This window comes from Chryseobacterium sp. PvR013 (assembly GCF_017833095.1).
In the GTDB taxonomy this organism is placed as follows: Bacteria; Bacteroidota; Bacteroidia; order Flavobacteriales; family Weeksellaceae; genus Chryseobacterium; species Chryseobacterium culicis_A.
Genome location: NZ_JAFIBT010000001.1, coordinates 790,149 through 806,353 on the forward strand (window position 1 = coordinate 790,149; position 16,205 = coordinate 806,353).

At 38.1% G+C, this 16,205-nt stretch carries 12 protein-coding genes; 6 read left to right on the top strand and 6 right to left on the bottom strand.

Features of this window, described 5'->3' with window-relative positions:
• The first annotated feature begins 65 nt into the window (after positions 1–65).
• The 6 genes from JOE44_RS03660 (at position 66) to JOE44_RS03685 (ending at position 5,536) form a co-directional block, all read left to right on the top strand.
• Complete coding sequence (locus JOE44_RS03660) at positions 66–1,049, top strand: polysaccharide deacetylase family protein (protein ID WP_209784374.1); 984 nt, start codon at positions 66–68, stop codon at positions 1,047–1,049.
• 120 nt (positions 1,050–1,169) lie between these two features.
• Positions 1,170–1,559: a DoxX family protein gene (locus tag JOE44_RS03665; RefSeq protein WP_209784375.1), complete on the top strand. Its 390-nt coding sequence runs from the start codon at positions 1,170–1,172 to the stop codon at positions 1,557–1,559.
• A 237-nt stretch (positions 1,560–1,796) separates the two neighbouring features.
• Positions 1,797–2,732: an NAD-dependent epimerase/dehydratase family protein gene (locus tag JOE44_RS03670; protein WP_209789079.1), complete on the top strand. Its 936-nt coding sequence runs from the start codon at positions 1,797–1,799 to the stop codon at positions 2,730–2,732.
• A 125-nt stretch (positions 2,733–2,857) separates the two neighbouring features.
• Entirely contained in the window at positions 2,858–3,766 is a 909-nt protein-coding gene (locus JOE44_RS03675; RefSeq protein ID WP_209784376.1) for a response regulator transcription factor, read from the top strand.
• A 7-nt stretch (positions 3,767–3,773) separates the two neighbouring features.
• Positions 3,774–4,487, top strand: a complete 714-nt coding sequence (locus tag JOE44_RS03680) for a type 1 glutamine amidotransferase domain-containing protein (RefSeq protein ID WP_245169696.1) — start codon at positions 3,774–3,776, stop codon at positions 4,485–4,487.
• A gap of 554 nt (positions 4,488–5,041) precedes the next feature.
• On the top strand, positions 5,042–5,536 hold the full coding sequence (locus tag JOE44_RS03685; protein WP_209784377.1) for a DoxX family protein: 495 nt from the start codon (positions 5,042–5,044) through the stop codon (positions 5,534–5,536).
• A 675-nt stretch (positions 5,537–6,211) separates the two neighbouring features.
• Here the strand turns inward: JOE44_RS03685 and JOE44_RS03690 are convergent.
• From JOE44_RS03690 to cysK, 6 genes are all read right to left on the bottom strand, one after another.
• Positions 6,212–7,729 (bottom strand): TSUP family transporter, encoded by a 1,518-nt coding sequence (locus tag JOE44_RS03690; RefSeq protein WP_209784378.1) that lies wholly within the window; start codon positions 7,727–7,729, stop codon positions 6,212–6,214.
• 5 nt (positions 7,730–7,734) lie between these two features.
• Entirely contained in the window at positions 7,735–10,611 is a 2,877-nt protein-coding gene (locus tag JOE44_RS03695; RefSeq protein ID WP_209784379.1) for a TonB-dependent receptor, read from the bottom strand.
• Between the two features lie 392 nt (positions 10,612–11,003).
• Entirely contained in the window at positions 11,004–12,680 is a 1,677-nt protein-coding gene (locus tag JOE44_RS03700; RefSeq protein ID WP_209784380.1) for an NADPH-dependent assimilatory sulfite reductase hemoprotein subunit, read from the bottom strand.
• A gap of 42 nt (positions 12,681–12,722) precedes the next feature.
• The gene (locus tag JOE44_RS03705) at positions 12,723–14,435 is read right to left on the bottom strand and encodes a flavodoxin domain-containing protein (protein ID WP_209784381.1); all 1,713 of its coding nucleotides are present in this window, start codon (positions 14,433–14,435) and stop codon (positions 12,723–12,725) included.
• Positions 14,425–15,270, bottom strand: coding sequence for a uroporphyrinogen-III C-methyltransferase (gene cobA, locus JOE44_RS03710; RefSeq protein ID WP_209784382.1), 846 nt, complete (start codon positions 15,268–15,270; stop codon positions 14,425–14,427). The genes JOE44_RS03705 and cobA overlap by 11 nt, the downstream gene beginning before the upstream one ends.
• A 23-nt stretch (positions 15,271–15,293) precedes the next feature.
• The gene (gene cysK, locus JOE44_RS03715; RefSeq protein WP_209784383.1) at positions 15,294–16,205 is read right to left on the bottom strand and encodes a cysteine synthase A; all 912 of its coding nucleotides are present in this window, start codon (positions 16,203–16,205) and stop codon (positions 15,294–15,296) included.

Sequence of the window (16,205 nt, forward strand, 5' to 3'; positions counted from 1 at the left end):
CCATTAATTTTTACAATACAAACTGATGGGCTATTCCTCAATTTTGTCCTATCAATACATTCAACATGAAATACATAAAACAATCGGTATTGTTGCTTGCCTCAACAATCGTTTTGATGTCTTTTTCTGATCGTCAGGACAAAGATAAAAGAGAGAAAAAGGAACCGCATGAAACAAAGGTTTCCACCAAAAAGCACTGGCCTAATGGGGCTCAGCTGGTCATTTCTGTTTCTATGCAGTTTGAAACAGGTGGCCAACCGGAAGGAGCAGAAAGTCCGTTCAGTGGAACACCTCTTCCTAAGGGACAACCGGATCTTCCGGCGGAAAGCTGGTACCGTTATGGTGGGAATGAAGGCACTTACCGGATGCTGGATTTATGGAAAAAATACAATATTAAAGTAACGTCTCATGTAGTGGGAACGGCAGCGGAAAAATATCCCGAAGTTGCTAAAGCCATTGCAAACGGAGGGCATGAAATTGCCGCTCATGGTATTTCCTGGGACAATCAATGGAATAAGAGCTATTCTGATGAATTGAATTTTGTTAAAGAAGGCGTCAATGTGGTTGAAAAGATCACAGGGAAGAAAGCTGTTGGTTATAACGCTAATTGGCTCAGAAGAAGCCCGAATACCCTTAAAGTATTACAGGAGCTCGGCTTTTTGTATCACATAGATGATGTAAGCCATGATGAGCCCTTCATTACCAAAGTAAAAGGTAAAAATTTTGTAGTGATTCCTTATACATTGCGTAACAATGATATTGTCAATATCGAAGGAAAGCACTGGAGTCCGGATCAGTTTCTGGCTCAATTGAAGTTTGAGTTTGATCGTCTCTATGAAGAAGGTGCTTCTAAAAGAAGAATGATGAGTATCAGTTTTCATGACAGAATCGGTGGAACTCCGGCAATGGTGCACGCCATGGAAGAATTCATTAAATACACCAAAGAAAAACAAGGCGTAGTCTTTATGAGAAAAGATGATATCGCCAAAATGGTAATGAATGATCCCGATACTCCGGTTGATAATAGTGAAGAAAAGTTTAATAAGTAAGGAAGCGGGAAGCTGGAGGAAGGAAGTTATTAAGGTCTTCAAAAACAAATTACAGTTCCTTAAGACAGTAGAATGAAACTACCGTATAAAACTTCCAGCTTCCAACCAAAAAAATATTCTATGAATACAAAAACAGCCTATTTTTTCCTTCGTGTTTCGATGGGAATAAACCTTTTAGGACACGGATTGGTCCGATTGGTAAAATTACAGGACTTTGCCTCAGGAATGATGAAAGGTTTTGAAACAAGCTGGCTTCCACAGCCATTGGTACAGCTCTTTGGGATAACGCTCCCCTTTTTGGAATTTCTCATTGGATTATTGCTGATGATTGGTTTTAAAACCCGCATTGCCACCATAGCTGGAGCTTCCCTCATCATCCTGCTGCTTTTTGGAAGCAGTACCGTTGAAAATTGGGAAGCCATGGGAATTCAGATGATTTATGCAGGTTTATTTTACATACTGATCAGCAGAATTGAAGATAATTATCTGGCAATGGATAGAAAAAATTAAACCAAGTTAACGAAGCAGTGAAGGCTGGAAAAGAAAAGGAAACAAAGAATAAATTATTCATCGTTGCGATCTTTACTTTTCCGGTTTTTTTTGCGACTTCAGAGATTATGTTACAACTTTCATGAATTCAGCTACTCTATTTTTATCATTATGCCCGAATTTTGTATCAGAAATAAAAGCAGCTGAAAATATTCTGTTTATTTTCAATGCAATATCTAACCCTCAAAATAAAAAATGATGCAAACGATATTAGGTGCCAATGGACAGATTGGCGAAGAACTGGCAAGAGAACTGGCAAGAAATTATACTTCAGATATCCGTATTGTCAGCAGAAATGCTAAAAAAGTAAATGCTACAGATCGTGTTTTCTCAGCAGATTTATCAGACAGAGAAAAAGCAATAGAAGCCGTGAAAGGAAGTGAAATTGCTTATTTTACCCTTGGACTTCCCATGGATACCGTTCTTTGGGAAAAACAATTCTCAGTAATATTAAAAAATGTTATTGAAGCCTGTAAAATCAATGAAACGAAGCTGGTATTTTTTGATAATACCTATATGTACCCTCAAAATAATGAGGTTTTAACGGAGCAGACTCAATTTGCTCCTGTAGGCAGGAAAGGAAATGTAAGAAGAGAAATGGCGGAAATGCTTTTGAAAGAGATGAAAGCCGGAACCATAGAAGCCGTCATCTGCAGAGCTCCTGAATTTTATGGTCCCGGGAAAACTCAAAGTATTACCAATAGTCTTATTTTCAATGCCATCAAAGAAGATAAAAAGCTGAAAGTTCCTTTAAGAGATGATAAATTACGAAGTCTGATCTGGACACCTGATGCAAGCCGTGCTACCGCTTTAATCGGAAATACTCCCGATGCTTATGGACAAACCTGGCATTTGCCGGTAGACGATAATAAGTTAACCTACGAAGAATTCATTGCATTGACTTCTCAGATCTATGGGAAAGAATTCAGGTATGCCGTAATCCCCAATCTGGCTTTTACCATAGGATCTTTCTTCAATAAAAATGCAAAAGAATTGAAGGAACTGCTTCCAAGATATCAATATGATAATCTCTTTGACAATTCAAAATTCAGAAAAAGGTTCCCGAAATTTAAGGTAACTCCCTACAGACAGGGAATTGAACAGATCAAAAAAGAACAGCTATCAGCAAAATAATACGGTTAAAATAAGTAACTTAGAAACACCAATACCACAACCGAAGGGCTGCATATTCCCCTTCTTCGGAGGGGTGGCGAAAATTCAAAAAATTTTTGACGGGGTGGTAAAAAATAAACGAAAAAATGAAAGCTCCTGAAAAAGTAACTTCTATCACAGCATTACACAACTATCTGAAACTGAAAAGGCCTTCCAACCCTCTGATCAGCGTATTTGATTTTAATGAAGTGAATATAGATCCGGAAACGATACTAAGTGCCGTGACTACAGATTTTTATGTAGTTTCCATTAAAAAGGATTGTGCAGGAAGATGTAAATATGGACAGCATTATTATGATTTTGAGGATGGAATCATGTATTTTATTGCTCCCCATCAGGTATTGCAGTTTGAAGATATTCTGCTTTCTGAAGTTCGAGGAAATGTATTGGTCATACATCCTGATTTTCTGCAGGGATATCCGTTAGCCTCTGTCATAAAAGATTATGGCTACTTCTCTTATACGGCCAATGAAGCGCTGTACCTTTCCGAAAAAGAAGAAAAATCTGTAACGGACATTATGGATAATATCAGCAGAGAGATAGAAGCCAATATGGATGGTTTTACCCAGGATTTATTGGTTTCCAATATTGATTTGCTGTTGAAATACTGTGACAGATTCTACAACCGTCAGTTTTTAACCCGAAAAAAAGTAAATCATGATCTTTTGACTCAGCTTGAAAATTTACTGGATGATTATTTCAAAAATGAAAAACTGCTGATCAATGGGATTCCCACCGTACAGTTTGTGGCAGGACAGATGAATATAAGTCCCAATTATCTAAGTGATATGCTGAGGGTGCATACAGGACAGACCACACAGCAGCATATTCAGAACAGAGTGATTGAAAAGGCAAAAGAGCTGTTGTCTACCACTACAATGTCTGTATCTGAGATTGCTTACAATCTGGGATTTGAGCATCCACAGTCTTTTCATCGTTTGTTTAAAAATCAAACTGCTGTTTCTCCTTTAGAATTCAGAAAATCTTTTAATTAATACTGCTATGATGAAAAATATTTTATTAATCGTGACCAATGTAGACCAATACGCGAACAGTCAGCTTAAAACAGGCTTGTGGCTGAGTGAACTGACCCATATTTATCATGCTGCAAAAGAAAAAGGATGGCAGATTACCATTGCTTCTCCAAAAGGCGGACACACTCCTATTGATCCGGAAAGTCTGAAGCCGCTTGTGCTTGATGGTATTTCAAAAAGTTATTATGAAAACCCCGCATTTATGGATATACTGGCTCATACAAAAAGTCTGAGTGAAATAGAAAACAACGCTTTCGATTGTGTTTATCTGACGGGCGGACATGCTACGATGTATGATTTTCCGGATAATCCCACATTACAGGCTATTCTTAGGAAACAGTATGAAAGCCATAAAATGGTTGCCGCGATTTGTCATGGAGTCGGAGGATTGCTGAACGTAAGATTATCAGATGGAGAATATATGATCAAAGGAAAATCTGTAACCGGATTCGACTGGTTTGAAGAATCATTGGCCAGAAGAAAAAATGAAGTTCCTTTTAATCTTGAAGCGGCGCTTAAAGAACGGGGTGTACATTACAGAAAAGCCTTTATTCCTATGACTTCCAACGTGGTGGTTGATGATAATCTGATCACAGGACAAAATCCCTTCAGCTCCAAAGAAATGGCTGGAACAGTTATTCGGGAACTTGAAAAATACCCGTCATTTAAAAGACATCTATGAATATTTTATTATATTTGTCTGAATTGAATGGGATTTATGACAGGAAAAAATGGAATATTACATGGTATACAGATCGTTAGTATATTTTTAATACTAGTCCATTTTCTGATCCCCAAAACAGAAAACACGACCTTTTCTCCCATAGAAATCACTAGTAATTCCAATTCCGAAGAAAGCCCTCAGAAAAAATGTAATAAGACTTTTCTTGAAGAAAATAACAAGACTCCTATACAATGCAATAATAACTATTGCTCTAATTCTTCTCTCTTTTTTACCACCTCTTTTCCTTCCTTTGGATTTGAAAAATTTATGGATCCGGAAGTAAACAAAGGCTTCTTTTTATACGATGATCCGCCCTATTCTTCCTTTTTTAATTCTATTTGGATTCCGCCCAAAATAAAAATGTAATTTTCAGTTATTGGTAAAATAACATTTTTCAGCTATGGAATATTTTTTTCCATACCCTATCCTATTATCTTAACCAGAATTACATGACCAGCTGCTGTTCATGGCTTTGTCACGGTGATGTAATCAAACAATGAATTAAAAAAATAATGAAAACAATAGTATCAAACCTTGAAAAAAATACGAATACCATTTATATAATATGCAGAATATTAATTGGATTATTCTTTTTTGTAGCAGGCTTTAACAAACTTTTCCATCCTGTTTTCCAGGGATATATGTTCAATACCATCAGTACTATAGGATTTCCTTTCCCTCAGTTTACGGCCAATTTCACCGCCTTTTGTGAATGTATCTTTGGTTTATTTTTAATGCTGGGTTTTTGGACGAGAATAAGCTCCGTATTTTTAATCGTTATTATACTTGTTGCTTTATTTACCCATGATCTGGGCTCAATTCCTAAGGAACTTATTCCTATCAAACCCGAAACCGGAGTTTATAAAATGGATCCTTTTACATGGTTGGGCTATTTTCTATATCTGCCTCAAATGTTATATCTCCTGTTCTTGCTTCTGTTTTTATTTCAGGGGTGTACAGGATTTGGAATTGATCGTTTCCGAAAAACAAAATCTGGAAACAGCTAATAATTATAAACAGCTCTCTTTGGAGCTGTTTTTTGTTGGAAATCACAAAATCGCAAGGTTTTTCTAAATTTTATGTATGATTTTAAGACGCAAGAAAATCGAAGATTTTCAGCAAGTGATGATTGTGTTTTTATAATAGAGTAAAGTGATTAGCATATTTTTGCATCAACATCTGTTGACTTAAATCATCTGTGAAAGTTTTAAAATATACAGTGTTTAATTTTATCGAAGATAAAATCCTTGCGCCTTACAGAAGCTTTTTTAATATCATTTTGCGCCTTTGCGTTTCCCAAATAAAAGCATTCAAAAAAATAAAAAAACGCAAAGATTTAATGGTTTCAGATTTTTACTAAAAATGAGTAATGATATCATGTCAACAGACTGTATCATTGATTTTTCCTCTTTGATTCCTCAAGATAAAGTAAAACATTAAAATCTTTGCGTTAAAAAATATTTATAACAAGTCCTGATAAAAAACACAAAGTTTAAAGACCCAGACCTTTTTATTAGAGCGAGCAAAGGTTCGGCAAAGTCGCTGATGAAGCTACGAGACTATGCGCTCGCTTGAAAAGAATTAAAGCATTGATTTCTTTCTTTGCCTTCTTAAATTTGTAATGAATAATTTAAATCCTTTGCGTTAAATAAATTATTTCCCTCTCAATTTCATACCTGTTTTTATGATAAAACTGATTTGGTTATCGTAATAAGGCTCATGGCAATAACTACCATTCCTACCACGACAAACATTTTCTTTGTTGGCAGTTTTGAGGTAAGCATGGCAGAAAAAGGAGCGGTAAAAACACCACCCAGCAAAAGTCCCAAAACAATATTCCAGTGATGAATACCAATGGTAAAGATGAAGGTAACGGCACTGGTTATGGTAAGTAAAAACTTGGCAACAGTTGAGCTTCCCACTACATATCGCGGAATTCGTCCTTCTTTTATAAGGGTTCCGGTTACCAATGGTCCCCATCCGCCTCCTGCAAAGGAATCAATAAAGCCACCTATCAGTCCTAATACTCTGAGATTGGTTCTGCGTTTGGTTTTACCTTGTCCTGATTTTTTATCTTTGAATGCATTTCTTAAGATGTTTACTCCAAGATACAAGGTATAGCAGGCGATAATAGGTTTTACAATATGAGCATAATGCTCGCCATAATGAGAAAGCGTTAATGCTCCGATAACAGAACCTACAATAGCCAGCGGGAATAATACCCACACCATTTTCTTATTGACATTTCCCAGTTTATAATGACTGAAACTTCCTGCTGCCGTGGTAAATGATTCTGCAGAATGAATGCTTGCACTTACAACGGGCGGCGGAACATTCAACAGCAGAAGTATGGTGGTACATATTACTCCATACCCCATTCCCATGGATCCGGCCACAATTTCTGCCATAAAACCAGCAAACAGCATCCAGTAAAAAATATGACCGTCTTTATTCAGAAAGTATTGGATATCCCCGGAAAGATTGAACTGATACACCACAAGACCAAATAATCCAAAAAGTAATAAAACACCTATAATGGCAAGATAAATATTGGCTTTTCTCTGAGCTGTTTTGGTAATATTGATCAGTTTCTCAATTTCCATATCCGGTTTTGCAGCAACTTTTCCGTCAGATAGATATTCTGTAGTGATCTTATTGAGTTCTTTCACTTTGTAATTGAAATCTCCCGTCAGTTGATTTCGGATATTCTGCATATTATCCAATACATGATCCATTTCGTCAGGGATGATTTCAGTAAAAGTTTCTCTTAATCTTTTAGCGATGGTCGGAGATTTTCCATTGGTGGAAATGGCAATTTTAAGGCTTCCTTTTTTGACAATAGAACCTAAATAAAAATCACACAAATCCGGTTTGTCCGCAATATTGACCAGTACATTTTTTTTCTGGGCTTTTTCTCTGATTTCCCCTGCCAGTACAATATTATTCACTGCAATGATGGCAAGATCCATATCATTAAAATCATGATCATGGTATGACCTTTCGTGAAGAGTGATATTGGAGAACTGATTTTGTAAGGTTCTGACTTCAGGGATAATCTCTTTTGCTACCAGTTTGATGGATGTTTCAGGTGAATTCCCCAGTACGGATTCCAGTTTTTCAAGAGCAACCTTCCCGCCACCGATGATCAGCAGTGAAAGGTTTTCAAGTTTTAAAAATATGGGATATAAAGAATTGCTCATGCTGATTACAGTTTTAAATCATAAGTAAAAGCGAGATAGTACAGTCCCCCGATTTCAGGACCTGCTGCATACTGAAAATAACGTCTGTTCAGTAAATTGGTAGCCCCAATTTTTACATTCGCACGGATTTCAGGAAGCTTCCATGTAGCCTGTGCATCAATGGTATAATAAGCCGGAATTGCTCCTGATGCTAAAGGACTTTCCCACATAAAACCACTCTGCCATCTTGCGACAAGGGTAAATCCTATGTTTTTGACAATTTCTCTGTTTCCGATACTTACATTCACCATCCATTTCGGGGTGTTGAAAGCCGTAATAAACAGATCTGAGGTATTGTTGGACGCAAGATCATTATAAGAAACATTGGTGTTGACATTATAATTTCCTGTGATATTATAACGGATGCCTAAAGAGGTTCCATAGCTTTTATAGGTATTGTTGCTGTTGGTATAGACTCTGTATCTGTCCTGTTTGCTTCGGTCCAGCATAGCGAGTACAGCGGTATTGCTTCCTATCTGACTGTTTTTTGGGACAGCTACTTCTACCTGACCAAGGAATCCTTCGTAAATATTGTAATAGAAATCCCAATCCAGCACCAGCTTGTTATTGAAGAAAGTAGACTTGTACCCTACTTCAAATGAATTGATTTTTTCCGGCTGTAATTTTTGCAGATTGGCTACTGTTAAAAGCTGTTTATTATCCTGAGCGGCCTGAGCCTGGGTTTTTCCTGCATCTATAGCTGCATTCACCGCTGAGGTAAATTTGTCAATAGAAGCCAGGGTATAGGAATTTTCCAGATATCCCAGTCCGTCATTCACTTTTGAAAGACCTCCCACTCTTCTTACATTTCCGTTATTTACGAACGAAAGTGCTTCAAATAACGAAGGGAAACGGTATCCGTTTTGGAATGAAGCTCTGAAATTATGTTCTTTAACAGGAGAATAAACAACACTTATTCTAGGGTTAAGTTTGGCTTCAAATTCGGGATTCCTGTCAATACGTAAAGCAGCATTAATTTTTAATTTATCATTAAAGAAAAGCTTGGTAATCTGAGCAAAAGCTCCATATTTCTGATAAATAACATCTTTCCCGAACGTACCATTAGCCAAAGGAATATTTCTTTCGCTTACTGGACGGGCAAAATCCACAAAATTATTTCCATCCGGAGTAATGCTGTACAAACGGTAATCTACTCCTGCAAGAAGATTGAATATCTTTACAAATCTGCTAAAATCGTAGGTAAGTTCTCCTTGATAGAAACGGGATTTCTGTTCCAGTTTGGCTCCACCGGTTGCCGGCGCGCCAGCTATTCCTGCATTGGCTGAATCCCAATTATTGATTCCGATAATGGTATTTTTTAACTGTTCAAAAGCAGCAGTTCCGGGGACAGCTCTGTTTTTATCTGCTTCCTGACGGGCTAAGATGAATGCATCATTAAGATTGGCTCCCGCATTCAGGTTATTCTGAAGAGCCGTTTGAAATATATTCTTCCAGTTGGTGTTGGAAAGATTCGTTAAATCCAGATTGTCTGCCAAAGGTTTCAGATTATAAGAATCTCCGGTGTTTTCTATGGATACATAAGCTCTGAAAGTCAGTTCTTTTCCTGTCAGTTCTACTTTATGGTTTTGAACCGTGGCATTTTGTAACCGGATTTTATTTCCTCTCTGGAAAGTTCCGTCCAGCAAGCCATAACGGTATACATAAGAAGTTCTCCACTGATCCCCGAAGCGGTAGTATAGTCCTGCATCGAATTTAATATTTTTTACATCCGGGCTTACAAGATCTTTTTCAAGATATCCTGTCCTCGAAACATTAAATGTGGTAGGCTTTCCGTTATAATCTACTTTTACAGCAACACGGTTGTTTCTTTCATCTCCGTATTTATTCCAAAGATCTTCAGCCGGATTATTGGCCAAAGCAAAATTAGGATTGGCTGTTACCATAGATCCGGGATTCTGATCTGTCAGATTATTTGAAATCCAGTCGGTTCCACTGAAATAAGAGGCATTGACTTTAACGGCGAAATTTTTATTGATCACCTTTGCAAAGCGAATGGCGCTTTCGCCCAAAGAACTTATTTTATGATTAACATGGTCTACATGATTGACTCCGCCACGGAAATAAAGGCTTATTCCTTCAGACGTAAACGGATCTTTGGTCTGTAAACTGGCCAGCCCGTTGATGGCATTCATTCCGTACAAAGCCGAAGCTGCTCCTGGCGTTACTTCCATAGACTGAATATCCAGCTCTGTAGGCCCTATTGCATTTCCCAATGGTACTCCCAATGTTGCTGACTGTACATCTACTCCATCTACCAACTGCATAAAACGGAAATTATTGGGTGAGTTAAAACCTCTTGAATTAGGGATTTTTAAAGTAAGACTTGAGGTTAAAAGCTGCAGCCCTTTTACATTTTCCAATGTTTCATAGAACGAAGCTGCCGGACTTTCCCTGATGGTTTTAATATCAATTTTTTCTATAGCAATCGGTGATCTTAATATTTTTTCGGGAACTCTGGAGGCTGAAATTACGACATCATCAATAATCGTATTCTGAGGGTTAAGACCTATCGTTATTTTGTTGGAAGGAGAAAGAATTTCAACAGTCTGGCTGGTGAAGCCGTCTTTCTGAATAACCACCCGAAATGGAATGGTAACTCTTGTTCTGATCTTAAAATTTCCCAGTTGGTCTGTGATAGCATTATCCTGTGTATTTTCGATGTGCACTTTTACCGAATCGAGGCCTTTGCTTGTCCCTGTATTTTTGATGCTTCCACTAAGTTCTATGAGCTGCTGCTGGGCTTCTGCCAGGTTAAAAAATAGAAATGTAAATGCGATAATACCTGCTTTAGGCAGAAAATTTCCCTGTTTTTTGTTTTTCATTTTTGCTTCATTTTTTAGGTTTGAGAATGAAGCTGTCTGAACTTTTTCATTGATTATTTTTAACCGCAAAAGACACAAAAGTTCTCATTTTAAAACACTTTAGTTCACCTAAGTAAGTTTAAAATGATGCCGTAGAAAGCTCACATTAGATGAAAGATGAAAATCAAAGATTTTCACAAAACTTAGGTATTCTTATTATGCACAAAGTTGGGCTCTTAAAAAGCTTAAGTGTTTAAAAACTTTTGTGACTTTTGTGGTTGGATTGAAAACTTCAAACAGCTTTGATTGTATTGTTATTGGAGAATCAACAACACATACACATTCGTCCGCTTAAATGAAGAGGTTTAGTTTTTTTGTTTTTTTTCATATCATAATGAAAATCAGCCATATAATTAATTTAAGGTATGTAAGTAACGGTATGAAAAATCACCAAATGTTTCTTCTGCAAGTCTTTTCTGTACGTAAATTCCGAAAAGCTCATCAAGGATTGTAAGAATTTCTTCTTCGCCAATATTTTCTTTAAATTTTGTATTCAATCGCATTCCCAGACGGTCTCCTCCGATGTGAAGGTTATATTTTCCATAAGCTGTACCCACAAATCCGATTTCAGCATTTGGAGATCTTCCACATCCATTAGGACATCCGGTCATACGAATGGTAATATCTTCGTCCCGCAGGCCATATTTTTCAAGGATAGGTTCTATTTTTGTAACCAAAGAAGGTAAATAACGTTGTGCTTCCGCCAAAGCCAGTGAACAGGTATTCAAAGCAACACAGGCAACAGAGTTTTTGCGCAGAGCACTGGCTCCGTTTGTATATTCTGAAATTCCATGTTCTTTTAAAATCTGTTCAATACCAGCTTTATCTTTTTCATCAATATCAGCCAGAATAAGGTTCTGGTTACAGGTAAAACGGAAATTGGCATTGCCAGTCTGCGCTACTTTTAATAATCCTGATTTTAAAGGATATTCTGCCGTATTAAGGATTCTTCCATGCTCTACAAATACAGTATAAAACCATTTTCCTTCATGATTTTGAATCCATCCATAGCGGTCTTTTCTCTGTTCAAATTTAAATTCTCTGGCAGTTTCAAAGCTGAATCCTGTTCTTTTTTCTACTTCGGCTCTGTACTGGTCGATACCCAATTTATCAATTGTATATTTTAATCTTGATAATTTCCGGTCGCTTCTGTTCCCGAAGTCTCTTTGAACCGTGATGATTTCGTAGACAGCCTTCAATACTTTTTCTTCGGTATCTACAAATCCAAGAATGGAGGCAAGACGTGCATAGGTTGCTTCGTTTCCATGAGTGGCACCAAGTCCTCCTCCGGCAGCAATGTTGTAACCAACGATTTTATCATTTTCGATAATAGCAATTAAGGCAATATCATTGATGAATACATCCACATCGTTATTAGGAGGAACAGCTATTCCTATTTTCAGCTTTCTCGGAAGATACCTGTCCTGATACAGAGGATCTTCTTCTGCTTTACGATCAACCAGAAGTTCATCATCAATCCAGATATCATAATAAGATTTGGTTTTTGGAAGACACATCTCACTGATTTTTCCAGCGAGTTCATAAGCTTCCTTGTGCAAAGGTGATTCTGAGGGATTGGCTGTACAGGTTACATTTCTGTTGACATCCCCACAAGCGGCGATAGAATCCAGATGCTGAAGATTGAAGCTTTGGATGGTAGGTCTTAAATGAGATTTTAAAATGCCATGCAGCTGAATCGTTTGTCTTGTGGTTACTTTAATGGTTCCGGTGGAATGATCTTCTGCTGTTTCATTCAATCCTATCCATTGTTCCGGAGTTAAAAAGCCGCCGGGAAGTCTTAATCTGATCATGTAGGAATATAGCCATTCCAGTTTTTTAGAAACACGCTCTTCCCTTCGGTCTCTGTCGTCCTGTTGGTACATTCCATGAAATTTGATCAGCGTCTGATCATCTTCCCTTATGGCTCCGGTAATAGAATCAGCAAGGCTTTCTTTTAAAGATCCCCTAAGCCCGTTACTGCTGGTTTTAATCCTTTCTACCGGTGAAAGGTTTTCTTTATCATTGTTCATAATTGTTTCCTTTAATTTTTTACGAGTAATTCTTTATTCCAATTAATAAACATCTTTGGCATATCTGCCGCTAAGCTCCATTTCTTCCAGATAAAGGGCTGCATCTTCTTTGCTTCTTTTTCCTTCATTCTGAATGATGGTGAGAAGTGTCTGTTCTACGTCACGAGCCATTGGTTCTTTGGCTCCGCATACGTATACAGATGCTCCGCCTTCCAGCCAGTAAAAAACTTCCTGTGCTTTTTGTTCCAGCCTGTGCTGAACATATATTTTTTCAGCGGTATCTCTTGAAAAAGCAAGGTCTAAATGAGTAAGGCTGCCTGTTTTAATAAAATCCTGAAGTTCTGCCTGATAAAGGAAGTCTGATACGAAGCTTCTGTCCCCGAAAAACAACCAGTTTCTTCCTTCCGCACCTGTTGCATCACGCTCCCAGAGGAATGATCTGAAAGGGGCTATTCCTGTACCGGGACCAATCATAATGATATCTTTATCAGCTTGAGGCAATTTGAAGTGTCCTGCATCCTGAATATAAAACTCAATATCTTCTCCTTCTTTGAATTCACTCAGAAAACCACTGCATAATCCATTATGTTTCTGATGGTCTATAAAGAATTCTGATTTGGCGACCGTAATATGAATTTCCGTGTCCCCATGCGCTTCTACAGAGGAAGAAATTGAATACAGACGAGGAGCCTGAGCTGTTAATATCTGAATAATCTCTTCAAATTCATCAGCATTTTTTACCGGATAAATCCTAAGCAGGTCAAGAAGACTTAGCCTGACCTCGGGAATGGAATGTCCTGTTATTTTGGCATATTGAGCAACAACAGATTTAAGCAGATAGCTGATGTTAAGATGTTTGTGTAACAGTTCTTCAGCGGTATCTGTAATTTTTGCTGTTTCTATCTTTTTTTGAGGATCAATTCCTGTAAGGGAAATGATTTCATCTACTATAGATTTTGAATTGAAAGGAATTAATCCTAACGCTGCACCCGGCTGATAGGCCAGCGATTCTTCTGTTTCAATTTCGATGTGATACGTTTCTTTTTCAGAAGTAATATCGTTCAGATTAATGATGGCCGAAACTTTTCCCTGGTATTTCTTTCTTCCGGCAGAAACCTTTGGAGCTGAAATACTTTTTGTACTCTGACCAGCATTTTTACTGACTGTCTCGAATACATGTTCTATCCAGTGTGAAGCTTCCTGTTCATAATCAATATCACATTTCTTTAGTGGGATAACACGCTGAGCTCCCAATATTTCAAAGCGTGAATCTACATCTTCTCCTGTTTTGCAGAACAGAGGGTAACTGCTGTCTCCCAACGCCAGTACTCCGAATTTAAGTCCGCTAAGATTAATTTCATTTTCATAGATATAATCATAGAACTTTTTGGCCAGCGCTGGTGGTTCACCTTCTCCCTGAGTGCTGATCACTACGAAGAAAAACTCTTCTTTTGCAAGGTCTTTAGGTTTGTACTGAGAAAGGTCAGTCAGTTTTACCTGAAGTCCTTTTTTCTTGACAATACCTGCCAAAGCTGTAGCCAATTTTTTACTGTTTCCGGTTTCTGTTCCGTAAGCCAGGGTTATTTTCTTTACAACATTCTGTGAAGTGCTATTGGTTTCCTGAGGCGGCAGTACGGCGGTCAGTGATGATCCTCCGGCAATACCGGCAAGGTATCCGCTTGCCCAAATGGCTTCATCTCTGGAAAGATCTCCGGATATTTGTTTTAATACATTTAATTTAGTTTCAGACAGCATATTCAAAGAAATTTTGAGTTGATGGGATTAGACTTCCGTTTTCCACTGATTTAAAGTAAAGACCTTCCTGTTCGGCATTTTCCAGCCATGAAAATTCTTCGTGAAGGTTGACAATTTTACCAACAACAACCAATGAAGGTGAAGCAAAGTTTTTGTCTCCGAATTTTTCATTAAAATCATCAAATGATGAGGTGTACACCTTTTGGAAAGGCGTTGTCGCCTGTTCAATGACTGCAATTTTTTTATCACCTGAAATCTCCAGCTGTTTTAGTTTTTCCACAAGAGGGGTAAGATTTCCTTTAGACATATAGAAAACAAGGGTATCATTGGTTAAAGCAAGCTCTTTCCAGTATTCTTCACTCACAATTTCTGATTTATAATACGTCAGAAAACGCACTGATGTAGAATATCCTCTTGCTGTTAAAGGCATCCCTGCAAATGCAGCTGCTCCTAATGCGGCTGTAATTCCCGGAATAATTTCGTAAGGGATATGATTCTGTTTTAAAGCCTGCAATTCATCCAGAATATTGGAGAATATAGAAACGTCTCCTCCTTTAAGCCTGACAATAGTTTTGTTCTGAAGGGCATATTCCACCATCAAAGTATTGATATGAGACTGCGGTGTGGAAGCATTTTTACTGCATTCTTTCCCTACGTAGATGATTTCGGTATTGTCATTGACGTAGGTTTCCAGAATCTCCGGACTTACAAGTCGGTCACATAAGATGACGTCTGCTTCTGCGATTGCTTTTACTGCTTTTACAGTGATCAGTTCAGGGTTGCCGGGCCCTGCACCGATAAGGAAGACCTTTGGTGATTTTATGTTTGTTTTCATTGAAGTAGGTGTTATTTAAGGATTTAGAAGAGTCCTTCTACGGACAGATACCTTTCTCCGGTATCGTAATTGATGGTGAGAATTTTAGCGTTAGGTTGTATTTCCGGTAAATGTTTTGCAATGGCTGCTAGAGCGGCTCCTGTGGAAACTCCCACAAAAAGACCTTCTTGTTTAGCGGCATTGAGGGCGTATTCATAAGCTTCTTCTTTGCCGACTGTAATGACTCCGTCTAAAAGAGTAACATCCAGAATGGAAGGAACAAACCCTGCTCCCAGTCCTTGTAATGGGTGCGGTGCGGGGCTTCCTCCGCTGAGTACGGGAGATAATTCCGGTTCTACAGCAATTACTTTTACATTAGGATACTTTTCCTTTACTGCTTTTGCAATTCCGGTGATGTGTCCTCCGGTTCCTACTCCTGTAATGATGTAATCCAGGCCATCCGGGAAATCTTTTAAAATTTCCTGTGCGGTGGTTTCTACGTGTACTTTTACATTGGCAGGATTGTCAAACTGTCTTGGAATCCATGAATTGGGGGTTTCTTCAGCAAGCTCATTGGCTTTTTCAATGGCTCCTTTCATCCCTTTTTCTCTTGGGGTAAGTACGAATTCTGCTCCATACGCTTCCATAATTTTACGGCGTTCAATGCTCATACTTTCCGGCATGACAAGGATCAGTTTGTATCCTTTTACAGCAGCTACCAAAGCGAGTCCTATCCCTGTATTTCCACTCGTGGGTTCTATAATGACACTGTCTTTATTTAATAATCCTTTCGCTTCTGCATCTTCTATCATGGCCAGACCAATTCTGTCTTTAATGCTTCCGCCAGGGTTGCTTTTTTCAAGTTTGATCCAGATTTCATGATCTGAATTGAAGAGTTTATTAATTTTTACGACGGGTGTGTTTCCAATCGTTTCTAATGCGTTCTGAAATTTCAT